18 protein-coding genes, 1 tRNA gene and 1 pseudogene are annotated in these 21601 nt (G+C 69.7%); 8 read left to right on the forward strand and 12 right to left on the reverse strand.

From position 1 onward, the window contains the following. The first annotated feature begins 10 nt into the window (after nt 1-10). From AB0F82_RS30140 to tpg, 3 genes are all read left to right on the forward strand, one after another. Nucleotides 11-970 carry a hypothetical protein gene (locus AB0F82_RS30140; protein ID WP_362632988.1) on the forward strand — a complete coding sequence of 320 codons (960 nt, stop codon included), beginning with the start codon at nt 11-13 and terminating at the stop codon, nt 968-970. An 8-nt stretch (nt 971-978) separates the two neighbouring features. Beyond that, nucleotides 979-1536, forward strand: coding sequence for a GNAT family N-acetyltransferase (locus tag AB0F82_RS30145; RefSeq protein ID WP_362632990.1), 558 nt, complete (start codon nt 979-981; stop codon nt 1534-1536). A 357-nt stretch (nt 1537-1893) separates the two neighbouring features. Next, nucleotides 1894-2448 carry a telomere-protecting terminal protein Tpg gene (gene tpg / locus AB0F82_RS30150; protein ID WP_362632992.1) on the forward strand — a complete coding sequence of 185 codons (555 nt, stop codon included), beginning with the start codon at nt 1894-1896 and terminating at the stop codon, nt 2446-2448. A gap of 136 nt (nt 2449-2584) precedes the next feature. On the opposite strand, the gene AB0F82_RS30155 is transcribed toward tpg, so the two are convergent. Continuing rightward, entirely contained in the window at nt 2585-3187 is a 603-nt protein-coding gene (locus AB0F82_RS30155) for a barstar family protein (protein WP_362632994.1), read from the reverse strand. 645 nt (nt 3188-3832) lie between these two features. Here AB0F82_RS30155 and AB0F82_RS30160 point away from each other — a divergent pair. After that, nucleotides 3833-4033, forward strand: a complete 201-nt coding sequence (locus AB0F82_RS30160) for a hypothetical protein (protein ID WP_362632996.1) — start codon at nt 3833-3835, stop codon at nt 4031-4033. An 82-nt stretch (nt 4034-4115) separates the two neighbouring features. Here the strand turns inward: AB0F82_RS30160 and AB0F82_RS30165 are convergent, their stop codons facing one another. Together AB0F82_RS30165 and AB0F82_RS30170 are read right to left on the reverse strand one after the other, a co-directional pair. Beyond that, entirely contained in the window at nt 4116-5441 is a 1326-nt protein-coding gene (locus AB0F82_RS30165; protein WP_362633038.1) for a hypothetical protein, read from the reverse strand. 78 nt (nt 5442-5519) lie between these two features. Beyond that, entirely contained in the window at nt 5520-7043 is a 1524-nt protein-coding gene (locus AB0F82_RS30170; RefSeq protein WP_362632999.1) for a hypothetical protein, read from the reverse strand. Nucleotides 7044-7420: 377 nt separating this feature from the next. Here AB0F82_RS30170 and AB0F82_RS30175 point away from each other — a divergent pair, with 377 nt between their 5' ends. Beyond that, on the forward strand, nt 7421-7759 hold the full coding sequence (locus AB0F82_RS30175; protein WP_362633001.1) for a hypothetical protein: 339 nt from the start codon (nt 7421-7423) through the stop codon (nt 7757-7759). 38 nt (nt 7760-7797) lie between these two features. On the opposite strand, the gene AB0F82_RS30180 is transcribed toward AB0F82_RS30175, so the two are convergent. The 6 genes and pseudogenes from AB0F82_RS30180 to AB0F82_RS30210 all read right to left on the reverse strand — a co-directional run bounded on the left by AB0F82_RS30180 (nt 7798) and on the right by AB0F82_RS30210 (nt 14318). Beyond that, on the reverse strand, nt 7798-8226 hold the full coding sequence (locus tag AB0F82_RS30180; protein WP_362633003.1) for a DUF4240 domain-containing protein: 429 nt from the start codon (nt 8224-8226) through the stop codon (nt 7798-7800). A 43-nt stretch (nt 8227-8269) separates the two neighbouring features. Continuing rightward, nucleotides 8270-9857: pseudogene (locus tag AB0F82_RS38760) on the reverse strand (ISL3 family transposase). Between the two features lie 369 nt (nt 9858-10226). Next, entirely contained in the window at nt 10227-10565 is a 339-nt protein-coding gene (locus AB0F82_RS30195) for a hypothetical protein (protein ID WP_362633008.1), read from the reverse strand. A 1120-nt stretch (nt 10566-11685) separates the two neighbouring features. Then, on the reverse strand, nt 11686-12654 hold the full coding sequence (locus tag AB0F82_RS30200) for a hypothetical protein (RefSeq protein ID WP_362633011.1): 969 nt from the start codon (nt 12652-12654) through the stop codon (nt 11686-11688). A gap of 174 nt (nt 12655-12828) precedes the next feature. Continuing rightward, a complete protein-coding gene (locus AB0F82_RS30205; RefSeq protein ID WP_257858003.1) occupies nt 12829-13191 on the reverse strand; it encodes a toxin-antitoxin system YwqK family antitoxin in 363 nt (120 codons plus the stop codon). Nucleotides 13192-13694: 503 nt separating this feature from the next. After that, nucleotides 13695-14318 carry a DUF6082 family protein gene (locus tag AB0F82_RS30210; protein ID WP_159040625.1) on the reverse strand — a complete coding sequence of 208 codons (624 nt, stop codon included), beginning with the start codon at nt 14316-14318 and terminating at the stop codon, nt 13695-13697. A 967-nt stretch (nt 14319-15285) separates the two neighbouring features. Here AB0F82_RS30210 and AB0F82_RS30215 point away from each other — a divergent pair. Then, nucleotides 15286-15561 (forward strand): isoamylase early set domain-containing protein, encoded by a 276-nt coding sequence (locus AB0F82_RS30215; RefSeq protein WP_362633014.1) that lies wholly within the window; start codon nt 15286-15288, stop codon nt 15559-15561. Nucleotides 15562-15808: 247 nt separating this feature from the next. On the opposite strand, the gene AB0F82_RS30220 is transcribed toward AB0F82_RS30215, so the two are convergent. Further along, entirely contained in the window at nt 15809-16954 is a 1146-nt protein-coding gene (locus AB0F82_RS30220; protein ID WP_362633017.1) for a hypothetical protein, read from the reverse strand. A gap of 390 nt (nt 16955-17344) precedes the next feature. Next, on the reverse strand, nt 17345-18466 hold the full coding sequence (locus AB0F82_RS30225; protein ID WP_362633019.1) for an SMI1/KNR4 family protein: 1122 nt from the start codon (nt 18464-18466) through the stop codon (nt 17345-17347). A 256-nt stretch (nt 18467-18722) separates the two neighbouring features. Here AB0F82_RS30225 and AB0F82_RS30230 point away from each other — a divergent pair. Then, nucleotides 18723-18795, forward strand: a tRNA-Ser gene (locus AB0F82_RS30230). Nucleotides 18796-19353: 558 nt separating this feature from the next. On the opposite strand, the gene AB0F82_RS30235 is transcribed toward AB0F82_RS30230, so the two are convergent. After that, a complete protein-coding gene (locus AB0F82_RS30235) occupies nt 19354-19497 on the reverse strand; it encodes a hypothetical protein (RefSeq protein WP_362633022.1) in 144 nt (47 codons plus the stop codon). Nucleotides 19498-20036: 539 nt separating this feature from the next. Here AB0F82_RS30235 and AB0F82_RS30240 point away from each other — a divergent pair. Beyond that, nucleotides 20037-20840 carry a trypsin-like serine peptidase gene (locus AB0F82_RS30240; RefSeq protein WP_362633024.1) on the forward strand — a complete coding sequence of 268 codons (804 nt, stop codon included), beginning with the start codon at nt 20037-20039 and terminating at the stop codon, nt 20838-20840. Nucleotides 20841-21601 lie beyond the last annotated feature (761 nt).

The following is a 21601-nucleotide window of genomic DNA, read 5'->3' on the forward strand; positions in this document are numbered from 1 at the left end:
GAAAGACCCCATGGAGCGCCGAACCCTCCTCGCCGCTGTGGGCGGCGCCGCCCTCGGCGCCGCCGGGATGGGGGCGACCGCGACGGCTGCCGCGTTCGAGGACGGACCCCGGGTCGGCACCGAGACAATCGCCGACCTGAGGTCCGGCCTTGCCTCTCTCTACGGCCTGGACGACCGGTTCGGCGGGGCGACCGTCGGCCCGCTCGCCGCCGCTCACCTTTCGCGCATCCAGAGGCTCATCGACACCGGCAGCTACCCGGAAACGATCGGCCGTCAGCTGCGGCTCATCGGCGGGGAGACTGCCGAGCACGTGGGGTGGCTGGCCTTCGACGCGGGAGACCACGCCCGCGCCCGCCGATACTGGACCCAGGCCAGGGACTACGCCACCGAGCTGCGCGACGACAGCCTCGCCGTACTGGTCCTCGCCTCCCTCTCACTCCTTGAGCTGCGTGAAGAACGCCCCCGGGACGGGCTCGACCACGCCCGCCGGGCCGCCTCCCTCGCGGCACCGTGGGCACCGCCATCCCTCATGTCCATCCTCGCCACCCGCGAGGCGCGGGCGTTGGCCATGCTCGGCGACTCCGCCTCCGCGCGCACCACCCTCGCCAGCGCCGCCCGCCTCTACGAACAGGACCGCGGCAGCCGTCCCGCCCCGGACTGGACCCTCTTCCACGGCCCCTCGGAACTGGCCGCCGCCCAGGCCGAACTGTTCACCGCCGCAGGACACCACAAAGCCGCCGTGACGTGGCTACGCCGGTCCTTGGAGCGCCAAGAGGTGACCTACGCCCGCAACGAGGCCCTGCACCGTGGCCGCCTCGCCGGCGCCCTCGCACGCTCCGGCGAAGCCGACGAGGCGGCACACCACATCGAGCAGGGCGAGGCGCTGCTGACCGAGGTGTCATCCGGTCGAGCACGGGACGGACTGGCCGTCGCCCGCCGCGAGCTCGACCTCATCCGCCCCGTACGCTGAGGAGACCCGTGGACTACACCGTGATCACAAACCCCACCGACACCGCGCGGGCGCTGGACGACATCGCCCCCGTCTACGAAGCCGTGTTCGCGGAACCCCCCTACCTCGAGGGACCACGCGACCTCGCGATGTTCCTCGAGACCTACCAGCACGAACACAAGGCCCCGGGCTTCCGCCTCGTACTCGCCCGCACAACCGATGGAGATCTCGCCGGGTTCGCGTACGGGCTGCCCCTCTCCTCCGGCACCGGATGGTGGGACGGCCTCCTGGACACCACACCAGAAGCGGAATTCACCCGCGAGGACGGCCGACGCACCTTCGTGGTGAAAGAACTCGCCGTCCTCTGCGACCGACGCGGACGCGGCGTCGGCCGCGAGCTCCACCAGTACCTGCTCCACGGGATCACGGCTGACCGCGCCACGCTCACCGTGCGCCCCGAAGCCCGAGCAGCCGCCTGGTACGAACGCCTCGGCTACACCCTCGTCGGTCACACCCAACCCTGGGACGACGCGCCGATCTACCGCACCCTCCTCAAACCCCTGCAGGCAACTCGCGTCCACGGATGACTCACCCCACCGCCCGCACCGACCCGGGCCAGCGGAAGAAATCGTGAGGTTCCGGCCAAGGGCGGGGGCTTGTCGGAACCGAAACTGGAGCCTCTGGGGTCGCTGGTAAGGGTGCCGTTCAAGCCCTCGATGGGGCCGCAGCCTCACTCCGGCCCGCCGTCCGCAAGCTCCGCCAGGCCCTGACCGCCCTGCCGATCCAAACGGTCAGGAAGCCCGTCATCCGCTCGATAACCCCCCTTGCGATCAGTCGCCACGAGCTCCGAATCGCATCGTTGATCGCGGGGAGAGACCTTCTCCGACGACGTCGTGGCCGCTCAAGGGCGGCGACGCCGTCACGGACGAAGGAGAATAGAGACCGTGGGAGACATCGACGACGCTCTGGAGCGCGCGGACCGGGAAGTCTTCACGCGGGAGCCGCCCAAGACGCTGAAGGGCCGCATCAACTTCCTGATGGGCAAGCTGAAGACCACCAAGGCCGTCGCCGCAGAGCTGGGGGTCAGCCAGCGGTCGGTGGAGCGCTACCGCACCGGCGAACGCAAGACCCCGCCGAAGGCGATCACCGACCGGATCGACACCGCCGTGCGCGCCCGCTGGCAGCCAAGGGTCCGCGACCGCCGGCGCAAGGAAGCCGCCACCCGCACCGGCATCACCGTCGAGACCCGCGCCCGCTTCGGATACACCGCACCCATCGGCACCACTGACGACGGCCGGATGCGCCGCCTCACCGTCCACCTCCCGCCCGCCTACGCGCAGCGCCTCTTCGACGCCCAGCAGCACGGCGCCCAGGATACGGAGCTGCGCGCGATCGTCGCCGAAGGCCTGCAAGACATCTACTTCACGGACGGCGGAACCCGCGCCGACCAACTCGAAGTCGAATTCACCGACATCGACTACATCGACGTGTCGTTCTAGGCGGTTACGTCCACCCGGAGCAGTCATACCCCGTGTGGCTGAGCAGCTCGGTTGTCCCGAGCACTCGGCTTGGCCGGCCTCGTGATAAGTCGCGTGGGTTCGAGCCAGCGCGAGACTCGAAGCTGGCCGCATCCGCTCAGGACGTCCGGGAGCCGTATCCGGCCGGCGGCCAGACGGGGTCACCGCCCCATGTGTCCTCAGCGGTCAGGGTGAGTACCAGCCTCCCGTCCACCACGGCTGCGGCCACGTCCTCGTCGTCGGCGGCGGCCTCGGCGAAGTCAGCGGGTGGCACGCGGTCGAGCAGGAAGACGAAGTGGAGGGCGAAGGGTGAGCCGTAGGAGTGGGGCTCACCGTCGGGGTCGACCATGAGGTTGGCCCGCCAGGCGCCCGCGCACAGGGTCCACACGAGATCACCGAGAAACTCCGCCCCCAGCAGCCGGTCCGCGCCGTCGATCACCACCGCAACATCCTGCTTGCCGTGCCCGGGCCCGTGCCAGTCGCCGAGGCAGTCCACCATGGCGTCCCAGTTGTGCCCGAAGTATCCGGGGAACCCCAGTTCACGGGCGAACGCCCGGTACAGACAGCCCTCCTCGTGCAGCTCCTCGCCGTCCAGGCGCAGAACGATCCCACCCCGAGCCCGCAGCTCGGCCTCGGCCGCGGCCACCCAGGGGTCGGCGGAGGAAGTGAAGGTGACCCAGGGCGACCGGCGTTCGGTGAGGGTGGGAAGGAAGCTGCTCATGCGGCATGCTCGCACCCCGCCCGCCCGGGGCGCCCCCGGATTACGCGCCTGCTAAACAGTTGGGGGAAGGTCGGGTGCTGATCCTTTTCCCGTCCTCGCGAACAGCGCCGCCGGTGCGGGAACAGCAGCGCACTTCACCGCATCCGCTTAACCGGGCGGCCGGCAGCGAGGCGGGGACCCGCTGACAGCGCGCTGCGCTGGCGACGCGCCCCGCCGCCGATACGGATAGGTCGGCCCGGCGGTACTGCCCCCAACGGATGGGCACCGGGCCTGACCCGCGCACGCCATATCGGCACGGGCTGCCACGACCCTAACCGGAGCCTGCTCGGTGGTCCCACCCACTTGTGTGGCACCGAGCAGGGCAGCCCCGGACAGCGGGCCCCGTCGTTATACCGGGCATGATCAGTACGCAGCAGATCACCGGTGAGACGGCCGCCCTGAACCTGATGCTGGCCCACCTCACCCACGACCCGGAGGCCATCGCCTCCGCCACCGCCGACACCGCCGCCTGCCCGACCACGACGGCGCGCCCGCCAGCAGCTGGCCGGGCTGCTCCACGACGCCGTCCTCGCCCACCCCGATATCTCCCTCCACCGCCCTGCCGTCCTCGGACCCGCCGGACGCGCCTGGCTCCAACACGTCAGCATGCACGGACCCGTCGCGGACACGGTCATGGCCCTGGTCGACGACGGAGCAGCCCCCCGCCACCATCTCGATGACGCCCAGTGGATCGCCACCTACGCCATCAGCGCCGTCGCCCGCATCATCGACGTCTACGGACCCGACGAACCTGCCGAACGCCTCACCCAACTCCGGGACGCCGCCTCCCTCCCCCTCATCCAGTAGATCCGCGGACAGAGCTGCCACCAGCCAGACGGCCCAGGCGCAGGCGCAGGTCCATGCAACGGATCCCGCCCGCGGGGTGCCACTACAGGGCCGGGCCGACGGCGTCGCCGTGCTCGGCGCACCAGGAGACGGGGACCGCCCCACCGCAGTCGTGCCGCCTGCACACGCAGGCCGCGCCCGGCCCCGCGTACGCGGGGCCGTGGCGGAGCAGCCCGCCCACCGGCCCTGACGCGGGGGTGCCGCGCAGGCCGGCCACGCGATCGTCAGGCGCAAGCCTCCCGTACCCGACCGGAACCGGTCGACCACGCGTGCCTCGGCGAGGACGGCCAGGGGCGGCGTCTTGGGCGCGGCCAGGTACTTGACGGTCAGGCCGAACGTGCCTGCGGCCAGGGTGGCGAGGGTGTCGGCGTCTTCGTCGGTGGTCCAGCCGGACAGGCGGTCCTCGTCTTCGGCGTCGTTGGCCAGGAGCAGGTGGGTCCTCGAGCCGGAACCGGCGCGTCCCGCCCTTGCCGTCGGCAACGGCCAGGGCGGCGGACGGGGTCTCCGTGGGTACGGCGATCTTGCCGTGGACCAGGAGCCAGGCGACGACCGCGGCCCGGTCGAACTCCGGGCTCGTCTCCGTACCGCCCACCGGCGCCGGGAAGTCGTCGTGCCGGCGGCGCCAGTTCGCGGCCGCAGCCCGGCCCACCCCCGCGATCCGCCCCACCTCCGCCAACAGCACCCGGTCCTCGCCCGGGACGACCAGGGTGAGAGCGGCGAGCGGAGAACGGCGCCCGGGCCGGACGGTGGCCACCGCCTGCCAGTCCACCAGCGGCCGGACGACGGGGAGCAGGGCGACGTCCTGGGCGGAGTAGAGCGGCACCGTGGTCCACCCGCCGTGGGACTTGTAGTCGACCTCCACCGTGCCGACCGGGGAGAGGAACCCGAGCCGCACCGCGGCGTCGAAGTCGCCCCTGCGGACGCCGAGCCGGCGGGCCGCCTGGTCCGGGCCGAGGGGGACGTGCCGGTCGAGGAGGGCGGGCAGATCCCGGCGGCGGGCGAGTGTGTTGACCTGGTCGGGGTGGACGTCGGAGAAGGCGACTTCACCGCCGAGGTAGACGAGGAGCCCGGCCCGGACCAGGTGACCAACCGCCGCCGCGGTCACCCGCGGCCGGCACCGTCGCAACGGGGTGCCGAGCGCCTCCGTCAGCCGGTCCGCGGCCCACCCCGCCCCCACCTGGCCCCGCAGCGCGGCGCGGACCGCCTCGGGGTCGGCGGCTTCCACCAGCTCACGCGACCACCGGCCGGGCCCGACGTCCGCGGCCGGGACCAGGCCCGAGCCGGTCGCCCACCGCCACGCCGCGACCGGCACCCGCAGCCGGCCCGCCGCCTCGGACTCGTCGAACACCTCACGCACCGAACGCGCCATGAACCCCAGCCCATCGATCCCCGTGCGGGGCCCTCGGACGCGATACCGGCACTCATCAGGCTGACACAACTGTGACCGCTACGTGGATGTCTGTCTCCGGTGCCCGGCTGTCGTTGCTGGGGTGGCGGCGCTGTTCAGGCAGTGGTCGAGGAGCGCATGCATGCGGGGGACGGGCAACGATGGGTTGGCGGCAGCGCCCTCCGCGGTGCGGGGGTCGGCGAGGAGGGTCTCCAGGGTTTCTGATGCCAGGCTCGGGTTGGCGGCAGCTGCCCGGCACACCGACTCATCAGGGTCTTCCAACGGGGCTTCAGACAGGCCGGGGTCGGCTGCGGCCAAAGCGCGCACCTCGGGATCCGGGTGGCCGCTGAGGTGGGTCAGGCCGGTGCGGGGGAATCCGGGCAGGGTCAGCAGGTGCGGTCGGTGGACAGGGCGGGTGACGAAGACGTCCAGGAGGAGGTGTTGCGGGGCCAGGGGGTGGCGGCAGGCCAACTGGATCCGTACCTCCTCGTCGTCGTCCCGCGCGAGTGTCTCGACGAGTTCCGCGGGCAGGCCGGGCCAGCTCGCAGCAACCCGGCGGAGTACCGGTTCTCCGGACGCCGCGCAGGCGGCGAACCAGTCGGGCGAAGGCTCGTCGGCCAGCTCGGTGATCGGGCAGGTGCAGTCCGGCCCGTGCCCGATGATCCGGTTGATCGCCCAGTACTCGGCCCAGGTGCGGGGAAAGGGGTGGAGGCGTGCGCGCATCCGCACGTCCTCGTCCGGGTCCTCCCTCAGCTCGGTGACCAGGTCCGGTCCCACGTCGGGCCGGGCGGCGATCATCTCGCGGACCTTTGCCTCGGGGTGGCGTGCGAGCCGGGCGACGGCGTCGGCCGGGGTGTGGCGGTTCCAGGTCAGGGGGTGCACCGTGTCGTCCGCGAAGCACTGCTCGACGAGCGCGGGGGACAGGGCGCACGTGCCGAGCACGAACGACTTGCTGTGCGAGCCGATGGACGGCAGCTTGGCCTCCACCGCTTCCGGGTCCAGCTCCCAGCTGCTTCCCTGCGCCGCTTCCCGTACGGCGGGGTCGGGGTCGTCGAGCAGGGCCTGCCGCTGCGCAGGGGTGAGTGACTGCCACCTCCAGGTGGCGCGTTTGCGGATTTCGGGGTGCTCGTGCCCGGCCATGGCGCGGTAGAAGGACAGAGGGATTTGCCGAGAGGAACTGAGCTCCTGGGTGATCTCGTGCTCGGTGAGCATGCCGTCCTCGCCCCCGTCCTGGGCGGTCATGAAGGTGACGAGGATGTCGTCCGGCAGCGGTCGGACCCGTCGGGGCCGGGGATAGCGGGACCCTCCGGCAAGTCCCGCGCGGACGATCCCCGACGGGTCGGTTGCCAGGGGGGCGAGTTGTGCGGGGTCGACGTGCTGGTTGCGGGCCAGGTGGCCGCGGATCGCCATGGCCGGGTGCCGCAGGGCTGCGTCGATGACGGCAGCGGGCAGGTCACGGCCCTCGCACATCAGCTGGCCGGCCTCACCGGCCGCTCGATCCAGCAGGCGTATCAGTACGTCGGAGGGCGCCGCCGGATTGAGAGCGATGCCGCGCAGCCACAGTTCACGGAGAGAGTCAGACACCGCGTCATCCTGCCACCCCCTCCCTTGCCCGTCGTGCATTTGATGACCAGCCGCGGCACACAGCCACGGGAACGCACAACATCAGGGCCGAGTCAAGCAACCGGGCGTTGCTGAAACCCGGCTACATCGTCTGCCTTGTCTGCGGGGTGTTCCTGTCCTTGGGTGACAAACGCTCTCGCTCCTGGGTTCTGGCACACATTCCGTGAGGACGATCAACGACGCTGGAGTTCGTCACCACCCGCAGGCCATGGCGTTCAATCGAGCAATGCTCAATATCCGTGGATCGGCCTCGGGTTCGGGACGTGAAAGGGCGTACCTTCCCGAGTGATCGATAGGTCACCGAGTAGGCCGACTACGCGGGCAGGTAAGTTGGTGGAATGGCAAGGTACTACCGGGATGAGCGGGCGGCGAAGCGTCAGCCCGCGTTGTTGCCAGTACGGTCGCAGGAGGTGGACGAGGGCTACCGCCTTGTTAGCCCTGGCGGCACGTTGTCGCCTGTCGTGGCGCACGTACAGTGGCTGGACAATCACCGGGCCGGACCAGACACGCACGTGATGATCTCGTTCGAAGACGGCACGAGAATCGAGTTCCCCTTCGATGCACTCCTGGCTGCCGTCTGGCATGACGAGCAACGCGCGATCAACGAGCCTGAGCTCAGCGCTGCCGCTCCCGCGGTATGGGGAAAGGCGGAGGCGTCCTGGGGAGAAGTGCCGTGATTGCCGAGCTGATCCACAAGTCTTGACAATTACTCCGTTCAATCAGCCCAGCCCTCGGTGTTGGAGCAGGATTCGTAGGAGTAGCGGGTATCGCGGTTCCACTCCTCCCCGGTGATGCGTTTGTATGCCCGGTCCGCTGTGTAGAGCAGGTGCTCGGCCCAGATGAGGTCGGTGGCGTAAGGAGTGAAGGCCGAAGGGTTCTGGAGGACGCTGTCGAATTCGGTGCGGCCGGCGGCGACGACCGCGGCACGGGTGTAGAGGAAGGCGTCATCGGACAGGTTGTGTCCGTACTCCTTGCGGTCCAGCCGGTAGAGCGTCCACGCCAGTTGTTCGGCAAAGCCGATGACTAGCGACAACGGGGACTGCGCAAGTCGCTCGGTGAGCGTGGCTGCAAGGAGTTCGGCGTCCGGGTCGTGTTCCGCGGGGCTGCAGTCCTCGATGAGCTGCCAGAAGGCGTCTTCGTTCATGCCGGTGAGCATGCCGCAGCGGTCTGACAGTCCTGGCTCCGGGTTACCAGTTTGCTGCGGCTGTGAGAAGGACGCGTTTGCGGAGCAGGGGGAGCTTGGCTCGTCCGAACATCTGGCGTTTGACCATCTTGATGTGATTTACGCGGCCCTCGACGGGGCCGGAGTTCCAGCGTGTACTCAGGCCCTGGAGCACGGCATCCCAGTCCTTCTCCAGACCCGTGGCGAAGGCATGCAGACGGGGCAGGCCTGCGGTGCGGACGGCGATGATCCAGTCTTTGAGGTGCTGACCGGAGCGGGTTTGAAGGATCTCTGCGAAGCTGCGGACGTGCTCGTGGAGGGCCTTCAGCTCAGGGCATTGGGCAAGTAGGGCGACGAACTGTTGGCGTTCTCCGTCGGCCAGATGCTCGGGGTGCCGCATCATCCAGCCGGTGATCCGGCGGATTCCTGGTGGTGCGGGTGGGACAACGCGGATGCGTCGGCGGCGCCTCGGTCGCAGATAGTCGCTGATGATCTGGTAGCTCCCGCGGTAGCCAAGGATCTGGAGCTCGGCAAGCAGCTGGAAGGCGTTGGTGTGTCCTTCGGCCCAGCGTTTGTCCAGGTGGGACTTGTAGGGGTCGAGCTGGCTGGCCCGGGGCTGGCGCCTTCCGGTCAGCAGCTGTTCGGGGACTGCCGCGCGGGCGTTCCGGCGGACGGTGTTACCGCAGTTCCCTGGCGATCTCCCTGATCCCGTGCCCCTGGGCCAGCAGGGCATGGATGGTCGCGTGCCGCTCTCGCATGCGAGCTTCGATCGGCGACATCGGCTTCGTCGTATCCGCGCTGTCGCCATCGCTCGTAGGGCCATCTGCGCTGGTGAAAGCCGTCTTGAGGCACGTGCTGTGGAGTCTGACGGTGGCTTCGACGGCGGTGCCGAGGTTCTGCCAGAGGTGGAAGCGGTCGGCCACTTGGATCGCGTTCGGTGCACCGGTCCGGGCGCCGTCGGCGTAGGAGCCGGCCCGGTCACGACAGATGATCTCGGCGCCAGGATGCTCGCGCAGCCAACCCGCGAGGGTGGAGGCGTCCCGGCCCGGCAGCAGGTCGAGAGGCCGGCCGGTCTCGCAGTCGATGAGGACAGTGCCGTAGTGGTGCCCGCGACGGGTGGCGAAGTCATCGACACCCAGGACCTTCGGAACGGCCCAGAGCGGATCAGGCACGGCCATGATCGCCCGCAGCAGCGTTGTCCGGCTCGCCCTCGTCTGCAGGACGGCTGCCAGACGGGCCCCGGCCCGGCCTGCAAGGGCAACTGCAACGACCGTCAGGACACGGCGCGAGGCAGGAGTCCTTCTCCCGTACCTGAACGTCAGACCCGCGACCTGCTCAACGAACGTACGACGCCCGCACAAGGCGTTATCGCAGTACAGCCGCCGCACGGTCAGCGCGATCACCACCGGCTGGTCACCGACCGGAGTGTCGGCCAGCCGGCGTTCGTAGCAGCTGTGCACATGGCTCGACGGAAGCTCGCAATCCGGGCACGAAGCCGTGCCATCGAGGGTTCTCGCAACGATGTGCACCACACCGCACTCCGTGAACACCCGCTCCACCAAGACCGACCTGAACTGCGGAAACAGCACCCCTATGAGGTCATCACACCGCACCACGGTCCCAGATGACGCGACGTCACCGTGGCAGAACGCCGGTGATCGTCCTCACGGAATGTGTGCCAGAACCCCGTTCTCGTGGACAAAGCCATGCGGCGCGATGCCCGGCCCATCACGCCCCCGCAGGGGAGCAAAAACCGGTGCCGGGCACGTCGGTGCCGGCCGTCGGGAGAGGTGTCGGCGAGAACATGCCTGCACCGTACGCGAAGCGTCCGACAGGCTGCGGCCCGATCCGTGGCACCGCACCGGCTCTGACGTCGCAGGATCGTTTCGCTGTCCCGCGCCGGCTTTCCCGCCTTCGCTGTGCCCCATCGGCCCGCGAACCGCACGGGGCCCGGTCACCTGGCGCGCCCATCGGCGGCTGGCCTACTCGGCGGGCTGGAGGAATGCGGTCTGGACCCGGAGCAGGTGGGTTTCGGGGTGCGTGGCCTCGTACCTGTCGAGGACCTTCTGCCAGTGGCCGCGTCCGAAGTCGCTGCGGGCTTGATCGTCCTCGTCCATCCCGCAGGCCATGGCCAGCTTCGCGCCCTCGCGCAGAGCTTCCGTTCTGGTGGGGTAGACCCACCCGTCAAGACGCCCGTTCCCGCTGTAGCCGCGGTGCGCCAACGTCCACACCGCGGGCTCGCGTGTGGTCTCCACCCGTCTGTCAGGGTGGTGCAGGCGGCTCGCGACCTGCCGCTTGATGTAGCCGAAGTAATCGTCCACCCCGGGACCGTACCGACCGTCCGCCCCCTGCCGGGGCGCAGCCGGGAAAACCCACTCGACCCAGAAGCGGGATGCGTACGCGCGGGGGCCGACGGCCGACTGCCCGAAGCCGACCTGAGCAGCCGATGGCCTTGGGCGGCAGGTGGGGTGGGGGCGGCCCGGTGGTACTGCTTGCCCCCAGAGCGCCTGGGCACCGGGCCTCACCCGCACACGCCACATCGGCACGGGCTACCCGGACCCTAGCTTGATCGACAGCCCGCCGAGGGGCTTCCCGATCTTTTTGCCCTGGCCACCCCCTGCCGCGCCAGGTCAGCCTGACGCGGCGCATACCGGCGGCCAGAGCTTGGGCCCGCTCCGGGCAGACCCGGGGGAAACGGATAGAGCCCCCGGAGCGGTATGCGTCCCAGCCCTTCAACGACCAGACACGCCACCAGTTGCGCACGCCGGACGCCACGATGCGAAGGGCATGCCGACCCCGCCGCCCGGACACAGGCGTGGGCCAGCCAGGGCGTACGGCTGCGGGAGCGGGTTCCGCTCACCCCGCTGTGCCGGAGCACGGTGAAGTCACCGCGCTCCGGCCAAGGGCAACGTGGTGGCATTCGAACCCACGACCTCCGACCGGCTCCGGGGAGCGCCGGCCGCGCGAGCGGGTCCTGCTCCTCTGGATCACTGCGCGTAGGAGACCGGCTGCAGGGGCCCCCAGAGCGATGCGGGCCTCCTTGAAGGCCTCGTCGGCGGGGGCCGGCAGCCGGCAGGCGTGGCGGAGGGTCACCTGCATCTCCTCCAGCCCGTCGAAATTCTCGTGCAGCGAGGCCTTGTCGTCGGGGACGGCCGTCCGGGCCGCCCACCCCCGCAGCGCACGCAACGCGGTCTCGGCTTCGGCCGCGGTCGTGTTCGCCGCGGACACCGAGCAGTTTTTGCCCGCGCGGAACGCACCCGCCTCGGACTCGGGATACCGACACCCCTGCCGGCCTGTCCGTACCCACGAACAACCCGTGTCCGCCGCAGCGGGCGAGGAAGACCACGACACGGGAACGGTCCTTCCCGGCCGCGACGTCCTTGGCCGCGGGGACAGACGCACCGCTTTGATGGGCCACAGCGGTGTGGGGGACGGAAACGGTCAGACGTCTTCCGCCCGTGCACGCAGCTCCGCCAGGCTCACAGGCCCCTCGGTGTCGCTCAGTGATCGTCCCGTCAGCTCCGTGAGGGCCTGGCACGGTGACAGTCCCCGATCGGAGGCGGAGCGCAGGCGGTCCAGCCCCGTGAGCGCCGTCCGGTACCTCTCGTCGTCGTCGAGATCGAGGGGCTCGAAGCTCGCCGCGGGCTCGGTCTCAGAGGCCCAGAGATATCCGAGCACCCCGCGGTCGTCGGTCACCGGCACGTACCGGACCTCGCCCGGCACCGAGCGTCGGTATCCGATGTGCCCGAATCCGGGCGCATGGGTGAAGACGTCGTACCGCCGGGCAACTTCGTACCGGGACCAGGAGTCGGACGGAGTTCCGTCCGGGTCGACATGGGGAACGACGCCCGTCTCCGTCGGCGTGCCGAAGTAGGTGGGGTCCTCGGGGTCCAGGTCGGATCCCAGCACATCGGTGAGCTCCGCGAGCACGGACGCCAAGCGAGGCGCGTTCGCCTCGTAGACGGCGGACTGGGCACGGCCTCGGAGGTCGTACTGCATCCAGGCATCGGAGTATGTGACCAGATCCACTGTGGCGAAGCTGGGGTCCACGAAGACGGTCAGGTCGAAGATGCCTTCCGTCCGGATCTCCTCCGCACCGGTGGACAGCGAGCCGGCCACGGTGCACCGGGCATCCACCAATCCGATGCGACCGGGGCGCATGGCAGACCTGATCGCGCCGGCCAGTTCCTCAGCGGATCCGGCAGCGGTGAGTTCGCTCTGGAACAGCATGCCGGCCGGTGTGCCAGCCTCGGAGATGGAGAGACGGAAGGTCGGCTCGCCGAGCGCGAGCCGGTACGAGGCCAGCACGGACCGAGCCGCCATCAGGTCTCCGAGGCACCGGACCAGCGGGTCCACATCCTCGATGAAGTCGCCCCACGTCCATCGGGCGACCGGCGTACTGGCGATCACGGCGCCACCTCCGGCAAAGGCATGCTCGCTACCCGCCTTCTCCGAAATTCAGCCTCGGGGACGGATCAGCGTGGAGAAGGCCCGGCCCAGGACAGGCACTTGCGCAGAACCACGGACCCACAGTCCGGAAATCCGGGCGCCCATCACTGCGCACACGTGAATCAGGCCCTGGAATCACGCCTTGTCCCGATCCCAGGTTCGCGTAGGAGCACCGTTTTCGTCCCATTCGAACGCCTGGAGGGAAAACCGGCCGTCCTCGCTCTGAACCAGTCTTTGCGCAAGGACCCCGTTCTCATGCCATCGCCGGGCCTCCCCGGCCAAACGCCCCGTGCGCATCACGCCCTCGGCCTGCAGGACCCCGCTCGCGTACCACTGCCGATAGGGGCCGTCCTTGATGCCTTCCCTGTACGTCGTGAGGCTCACGCGGCGCCCGGCGACGAACTCTTCGGCCTCGCCCGTGAACAGCTCTCCGCGGTAGAGCAGCCGGTGAGCGTAGTCGCCGTCCACTTCCGGGTCGTCAATGTCAATGCGATGCATGCCCTCACCAAGCCTGGAAGTTCGTGTTCATGTCCGGCGGGAATCCTGTGAACCTACGAAGCCCCCCTCGACGTCCTGTGGTGTCTGCCGAGTCACCCGCCCACCCCACCCCGGCACGACCCGAGGAAGCATATGGGCACAGTTGGCACAGAAGGGAGCCCGCCTCGGCGGCACCTTGGCTCCGGCGTCGTTCGCCTGCCCTTCAGACCCTGGTCGTGGTCCTGGCCTGCCTCCTGGCTGGGGGCAGGAGCGCGTCGAGCCGGAAGAGGTCCTCGCGCAGGTCGGTGACCGCGTGGCGGGCGTCCGGCCACCTGCCCTCCTACAGGGCGGCCGCGAGAGCAGCAACCCCCGTGCAGAGCCCCACCCGCCGCCACGGCCGGCTGCCACTCCAGTCCCGTCGCGGTGGTCGTGACGGTCGCACGGCTGTCCATCGCGCTGCTCGTCGGCGTGTTCAACGAACCCGCCGCCCAAAGGGCCCTGTCGGCTGGGTTCTTTGCCGACTGTCAGGGATTTTGGGGGTCCAAGTCGGCTTCTCCGTTGGTGAAGTAGTCAGCTGCTGGCATTGCAGGCCCGGCATTGACGGCAGCTTCGTAACTCTTTTCAACTATTTTAGCGAACGCTGCAGCCCTTCGCCGATTCCCCCCTATGGCGCCGCGAAGCCAGTCATGGCCGCCATATTCCCAATGCAATCTCCCAATCTCACCACGAAAATGCCGCTCCAGGGTATACCTGAGAGTTGAGTCGTCCACGTCTCCCAGTTGATATGCTGCGTACCACCTACCCATGATCAGATTGGCAAATATGATCTGCCGGTACCGCTCGAAGGGCATCGGACTGTTGGGGGGTTCCAGGCATTCTGCCAGAGCACGATCCCCCATAGTCAGATAGATCATTTGCCTATGGGTCGACCTGTCTCGTTCATCTCTGGCGGCCTTTGTCTGCTGCCCTTGAAGCGTGAGCGAGATCGCGACCCCAGCTAGGGCAATTCCAGAGATCAGTACCGACGCTGCACTGAAGGCTTGCGTGCGGTTTTCGATCAATCTGAACACTGAGGCCAGAAGCACTAAAAGCAGGGTTACCGCTAGAATCGCGGAGAACAGGGGTTTACGAGGAAGCATCGCATCCATACCTCAGCATAGATTTCAGCCAGGCCCCCCTATGCTGCCAGGCGAAGAACCCTTGAACAACAGGGGATGGATCGGAAGGTATCCACTCTGTTCCCTTGAGTAACATCCGTCTCACTACAGTACGAATGCTCAGCTGATCATGTTGGGCCATGTGCCCGGAGCGGCCCGAGCGTGCGAAGCGGGACAGGCTACTGGGCTCTCGTCGGGCTACGGGGGCACCGACGGGGAATCCCCCGCCCCGGTAGACGGGAGCAGAGCGCGGCAGCCACCGAGACCAGGTGCGGCTGCCTCGCTCTTGTCCGGCGGAGCTGGCACGGCTGGTCGCAGTGGTCATGGGTGCTGCCGCGCTCGCGGTGCTGTACACGCCTGCCGGGACCGGGCTGGATGGTCACCGCAAGCCGCGCAGGCAGACGCCGGCGCGCGGTGCCGCAGCTGTCCTACATCAACGTGCGGTGCGGGCAGAGGCCGGGGTGGGAGGAGCAGCTGGATGCTGTCGACCGGGGCGATGACCGGCGACGTGTGACGGCTGCCGTTCCTGCCCGCGGTCGACAGCGCCACGGGGGCCGGGAGCGGCCCGTGCGGAGGTCGGCTCCACAGCAGTCCCCATTGCATCCTGTGTCCGCGTGCGGCCGGGCGTTGACGCGCGGGGGCGGGGTGAGCCCCACCCGGACAGAGTGCTCGCCCCCGGCCGTGGGGCGACGCTCCGCAGACGGTCCAGGCCTGCGAACGTGTCCGCGTTCCCCGCCCGCAGGTCGGCCACCCCTGTACCCGGGCGGAACCGCTGACAACCAGCTGACGTCACTGCACTGGCATTCCCCCGCCGATCATCAGGAGCGCCTCGGGTCGTGCCGGGGTGGGGCGGGCGGGTGACCCGGCCGGCACACCACGGCGGCGTCACCGCGCCCAGCCGCTGCCCGGGGTCGAGCATGGGCCCGTATCCCTTGTCGTGCCCGTCAGGAGCCCTACCGTGCTGGAACGCGCCCTGCGCAAGAACTCCGCCAAGGTCACCTTCGTCCTCCCCGCAGACACTCCCCCGGCCGAGGTCAGCGTGGTCGGGGACTTCAACGACTGGCGCCCCGGCGTTCATGCCCTCACCCCGCGCAAGGACGGCAACCGGGCCGTCAGCGTAGAACTCCCCAAGGGCAGCACCCACTCCTTCCGCTACCTCGCCGCCGACGACCACTGGTTCAACGACGACACCGCCGACGACCAGGACGGCCCCAACAGCCTCATCCACACCTGACCGGCGCGGCCACAGCGGCCTCGCGTCGTGGCAGCCCTTCCGGAAAGGGCGGGCGACGAGGCCGGTGAGCGCCGCGCCGACAAAGTTCGGCTGCGGTGTCCCTGGGAGTTGCACCGGTGACCGGTCGGACCGCGCAGCTCGGCCTGCCGTCGTCCGGCTGCGGCGGCAGGCCGGCCGAGGTCCTGGTTGGTCACGCGCGCTCAGTGGCACAGCAGCGGCCGCGGCGGGGCCTGCCGTCCTTACCCAGCTAGGACCTGTCTGACAAGTGATCAAGAGCTTTGTCGATGCGCAGAAGAGTGCCCTTGTGCCGGACCCACCTGCGGAGGGTCTCCAACTCGCACCGCGCTGCCGGGTCTGCGGTGAGGGCCAGGGCTACAACGCCCGCTTCCGCCACATGAGGGGCTCGGGGAACCTCACCGGAGCGCTGGTCCAGAGAGGTCTCGACGAGTCCGGCGAGAGCGTCGACGATGCCCGGCCCGGCGGGCACGAGAGCGAGAGTCCAGGCGAGCCCGCGCAGTACATGGGAGTTGTGGGCGTCGAAGCAGGTGTTCACGTCGAACGGAAGATGCGGATGGCCCACCAGAGGGACCGTGCGGTCGAGGCCGGCCAACTCGAACCATCTCGGCACTGCCTCCCGTACTGCCTCCGGGCCGATCTCCTCGATCAGGGCCAGGGAATCCCGTCGCCATCTCGCCGACGGCGCGCTCGCGGTCGCCGGAGCAGCGTGGGACAGCAGCCGACCCCACGGCTCACCACCCACGCCGGCGTCCTTGAGCGCCTGGTCGGCCCAGACCTCCCCGGAGTTGAGTGGCGGACCGGGCCAGCGCCCCATGACCTCGCGCAGGCCGACCTGGGCTGCGTTCGCCGACGCCTGGGTGCGCCGGAATCCGGGCAGCGTCGCCGACGCCACGGTACGACGGAAGGCGGCCAGGACCGCCGGGCCGGGTATGCGCCCGGCCGCGAGCTCCGCGTCGGCCAGCTCCCAGATCCGGTGATGCGACCAGACCACGTACTGGTCGCCCAATGCGGCGAGCTGTGCCGCACGCTCGGCGGCCAGAATCCCACCGTCCAGGCCGCGGGCCACTCCGGAAGCGACCATGAGCAGTTCCGTGCGGAGGTAGTCGACGTCCCGCCTGAACTCCTCAGCCGTCCAGTCGTTCTCCACGCGTGCGTGCCACTCGGCCCACAACGCAGCCAGCGTCAGACGGTCGCAGTCGGGCAGTGCCCGCAACAGGTCCATGTTCTCGACGCCGACCCCGGTCATCGAACCGTTCGCGCAGGCGGCCCGCATCACCGCACGTGACAGCTCGCGCAGCTCACCACGCCCGGCGAGTGCTCTGTACGTTGCTGCCTGTTCGACCAGCACCTGAGGGTTCCGCAGCCATCCGCTCATGATCCGGAATATAGAAGAGCGCACTGACACCGACGCCAAAGCCTCGTAAACCGCGGCCCGGTTTATCCCCTGACACCTCCACGCCCCTCCGCGTTCGGTCAGCCACCTGCCCAGGCCGTCTATGCGTGGTTCGACCGTTGGGAGGCGGGCGGGACGGATGCCGAAGACGCCGAGTCCTGACCGCGGGGACGGGGCCAGATCGGCGCGCCAGCCCTGGGGGACATGGTCGGCACACGCCCCACGGGCCGGAGCGCCGCCCGCCCGCCCCGGTCATACGGCGGCCGGTTCTGTGCTGACCCCGGCTTGGAGACGAGTGCGGCGAACCCGACGCTGCAGTGGTGCGCGGCCACCGGTCGATTGTGCCTCGTGAGTGACCGCCCGCCAGGGGACTCACCAGTAGGCGCTGTCGTCCCAGGGCTCGAAGCCCGCGAACTCGACAGGGTCATCGTCCTCGTCCAGGGCGGCGAACCCACGGGTGACGAGCGTGCCGCGCTGCCAGTCCAAGAGGGTGTCGATCAGGCCGCCGTCGAGTGGCGGTCCCTGGTCCGCGTGGCGGGGCCAGACGATCAGCGGCCAGGTGTCGGGATCCCCGCCTTCGGTGAGCCAGCCGAGGTAGTCGCCGTCGATGGAGTTGGCGAAGGGGAGGAAGCCGCCGGGCTCGGGCCAGACGGCCAGCGGGTACGAGCCCGGGTGGCCGTCCTTGAGCTGCCGGTAGGCGTCCACGGTGTCCTCGACATGTGTGAGGAAGCGCCGCTCGCCGGTGCGGAGCGGGGTGTGGAAACGCAGCCATCCGCTCCAGGTGCCGGCGCCGTACCCGTCCATCAGCCGCACGTACTCCCCGGGCAGCCGGGTACCCAGCTCGGCGAACAGCCCCTCCCAGGAGCCGTCGCCGAGGTACGGCCGCTCGGGCGGCGGCGTCAGCACCCGCAGCCCGTCCAGCCCGGTGCCGGTCTCCAGCGCGACACGGCGCTCGGCCCCGGTGAGCCGGGGCGGGACCGGCGCGGGCGGAATCCACGCCTCGGCGTCGGGAAGAAAAGCGGTCCGCGCGAAGGCGCCCGGCAGCGGGCCCAGCAGCGGGCCGGGAGGAGAAGGGAGCTCCCAGGCGTCACGGACGGTATGCCGCAGATAGTCAGTGAGCGTCAGGTCGTACCGGTGCCACCGCAGCAGGCCACTGCTCGGCACCGCGCCCGAGTGCTGCACCACCACGGTCCACCGGTCGGGGTCGGCGGAGGCCGAAGTGTCCCAGAACAAGACGTCGCTGCCCCGCGTGCAACCCCAGGCCAACAGACCGCCGGGCTCAGGGTGGAACACCGGCCGCTCAGCCTCGGGCAGCTGCCGCGCCCCGATCCGGGCCTCCCGGTGCGTCGCACGCAGCCACTCACCGTAGTCGAAGCGCTCGCCCTGCACGCACGGCACGTGGATCCACACGTACTCACCGAAGTCCACCGGCCCGTACCGGTCGGCGAGCCGCTTGTAGTCAGCCGGCAGCCGCAGCCCAAGCCAGTCCTCCACGGCCGCCCAGTCGACAAGTACAGAGACAGGCGAGCACCTGGCAGAGGGAGTGGCAAACGTGCCTATGTCCGATGTCAACTGACGTCCTTCCAACATGCGCCATCTACTCGGCCGAGTCTGCTGTCTCCGCGAACCAGGAGGAAATCGGGCGGCAGCAGACGGCCACTGCGCTGCACCGGACAGCTGCGAACGGGAAGCCCGAAAACCGCAACGCGGGTCCCGGCGGGAGCACATAGAGTGCGCCTACCGCGGCCGGGGGGCTGTAGCGCAGAGGTCGACGTGCCCTCTTGCTCAGAGGGAGGACGCCGGTTCGATTCCGGCCTGCTCCCCCGCCGTGTGTGGAACGCCCGGTTGCAGGTTGCGGCCGCCAGGCATGGACACCGTGAGCCCCTGGAGGTTCAGGGGCAGGCCGGTGCCGACGGCCACGCCGATCACCTCGCCGTCGGATTCCGCGACCAGCCCCCGCGCGAAGTGGGTTTCGGGCGTCGGCCTCTGCACATGGCCGGACCACTTCTCCGGGGAGAACGGCTCAACCGTGCCCCTGGACAGCTCCATCGCGGCCGCAAGGTCGCCTTCGGCCATGGGGCGGAGCGTGACGGCCGGCGGAGCTAGGCGGCGTTCGGCCTAACGGCGCGAGGCCCGGCCCATCACGCCCCCGCAGGAGAGCGGAAACCGGTGCCGGGCACGGCGGTGCCGGCCATCGGGAGGAGTGTCAGCGGGAGCATGCCTGCACCGTACGCGAAGCGTCCGACAGGCTGCGGCCCGGTCCCTGGCACCGAACCGGCTCTGACGCCGCGGGGCCAAAAGCCGAGCCGTGTGCGCGCCGGGGGGCTCTGCGGGCGGCACGCCCAGCTGGTGGGCGTCAGGATCTGGAGGACGCCTTCGGGTCAGGCGGGGGCTATGAGCGCGAGCAGCGCCCGGATCTCACCCATCCGGGGGTGGCTGGGGTGGAGGCGGCGTTCGCTCGCGGTCAGCGCCCGCCGGGCCTCCTCCTCCGCCTCCGTGTGGCGGCCCAGGCCGTGCAGGGCCACGGCAGTTGCCAGCTCGTGCGCGCCGGCGTAGGCGGTGACAGCTCGGGAGAGTGGCGGTGGGTCTCGGCCAGGGCTGCGCCGCCGCGTCCGCGGCATGCTCCACCCCGAACCACCCGAACTCGGCGACGGCCCCTGGACCCTGCCCTACTGAGACCGAAAGCGCGCCAGGCACGCCGCGGCAGAAACCGCGGGACCCGCTAAGAAGTTGCGCATCCCATCAACGGTAGGACAGCCCCCGCCGAGGACGATCGCTTCAGCAGGCGGCCGCTTCGACACCTTGGGGCTGTGGTCAGCACCCGGCGCAGGCAGCACACCGGGCCGACGGCCCCACAGCGTCGGCTCTGTCGTAAGCTCCCGCGAGGGTTTGACCTCGTACGGACGGTGAACCACGACCGGGAAGGGCACAGCCTCAAAGGCCCGGAAATGAACCAGGACCGGGATTGAGGGTGTGGGGGGACATAAGAGACGCACGTGGCAGATGGGCAGTCGCAGGCGCGGCCGTTCTCGTCCTGTGGGGAGCCACAGGCTGTGGCGCGGTCATGACGGCAGGACGTAACGGCCCGCCGCCCGTTGAAACGCACATTGTGGTGCACGACGACGCCAGTGCTGGGAGCGAACGCATCGCCGCTGAGGACCACTGGACGGGGGGCGGCATGGCAGCCGTGGCCCGCAACGACGCCAAAGAGGACCTGGTCCAGCCCGCCTGGACTGCTGGTGGCTCGATTGCCCGCACGGTCGGCCGGTTGTACGCCGCGGGCGCGGACGGCAACTCCGGTGCCTGCACCGCGACCGTTGTCGGCGTCCGCACCGTGATCACTGCGGCGCACTGCGTCAGGACGTCGGTCAAGGGAGCTCCGGCGAGGGCGGCCACCTGGGACAACGGCCTCTACTTCGTTCCGGGGTATCAGAACGGGACGGGACCTCACGGTGGCTTCACCGTACGCCGGGTGAGGATGGCCGAGAACTGGCAGAAGGACGGCCTGGACGTCGCGATGCTGGAGATGAACCCCGGCCGCGACGGGCGGAACATATCGGAGGTGACCGGTGCCCAACCCATCGCGTTCCTTGCGGAACCGGGCGGGTCGGCTCACTTCTTCGGTTACCCGTACACCGACCGTGTCCTGCACTGCTCGGGTGTCACCACATGGGCGTCCGGCAAGACAATGTTGCGCGTCCCCTGCCTGATGGGGATGGGCTCGAGTGGCGGCCCCTACCTCTCGGGCGATTCCGCGGCGGAGGGAACCGTCGTCGCGGTGAACGTCAGCGGTGACGGGAAAGCCAGCTACGGAACAGCGCTCGGCGCCTTCGCGCAGCGTCTCTACCAGCAGTCCGAGTCCGGCTGACGAAGCCATGGGTACCGTCTGCACCCACACGGGCGGGCGGGGTTGACGATGCCGTCCCATTCCAGGACGTCGACCACCGGCCGTCCGTCCATGACCACCCAGCCGGCGCCGGCGACCTGCCGCGCCCGTCGGCGGGCCGGCTCTACCCGGCGGGCTGGAGGAATGCGGTCTGGACCCGGAGCAGGTGGGTTTCGGGGTGCGTGGCCTCGTACCTGTCGAGGACCTTCTGCCAGTGGCCGCGTCCGAAGTGCCTGCGGGCCGTGTGAGGCCGCCGAGCGTACGTCGTTGGGGAGGCCACCGGCGTCGCAGTGCTTGAAGCTGGCGCGCTGGTAGCCGTCGCGTGATTCGTAGGCCAGGGCAGGGCGTCCACGGCGAGGCTGATCGGCAGGGTCTGGGGTGTCAGGCGGGGCGTGGTACCGGCTGCCTGAGCGGTGGTGGGGAGGGCGAGAGCGAGGGTGGCGGTGGCTACTGCAGCAGCTCGCACCACAGTGGTGATCACGTGCCCGGTTGCAGTGGCTGACGGCCGCTAGCAGAAGCCTGTGGCGGGGGATTTCACCCGGCTGAGCAGGGGTGGTTTCACCGGGGAAACGAAACTGCGCCAGCCGCCGGGGACAACCACGGTGGCGAAGCGCCAGCAGGACCTTCCTTCTATTCGTACCGCTGCCTCTAGTGCTGTGACCGGGAAGGTTCGCCGGGTTGCTCGTTGTGCTGGTTGGAAATGAGTTCTCCAAGCAGCGTGGGGAGGCGGGATGGCGAAACCG

Source organism: Streptomyces virginiae, from assembly GCF_040638905.1.
In the GTDB taxonomy this organism is placed as follows: Bacteria; Actinomycetota; Actinomycetes; order Streptomycetales; family Streptomycetaceae; genus Streptomyces; species Streptomyces virginiae_B.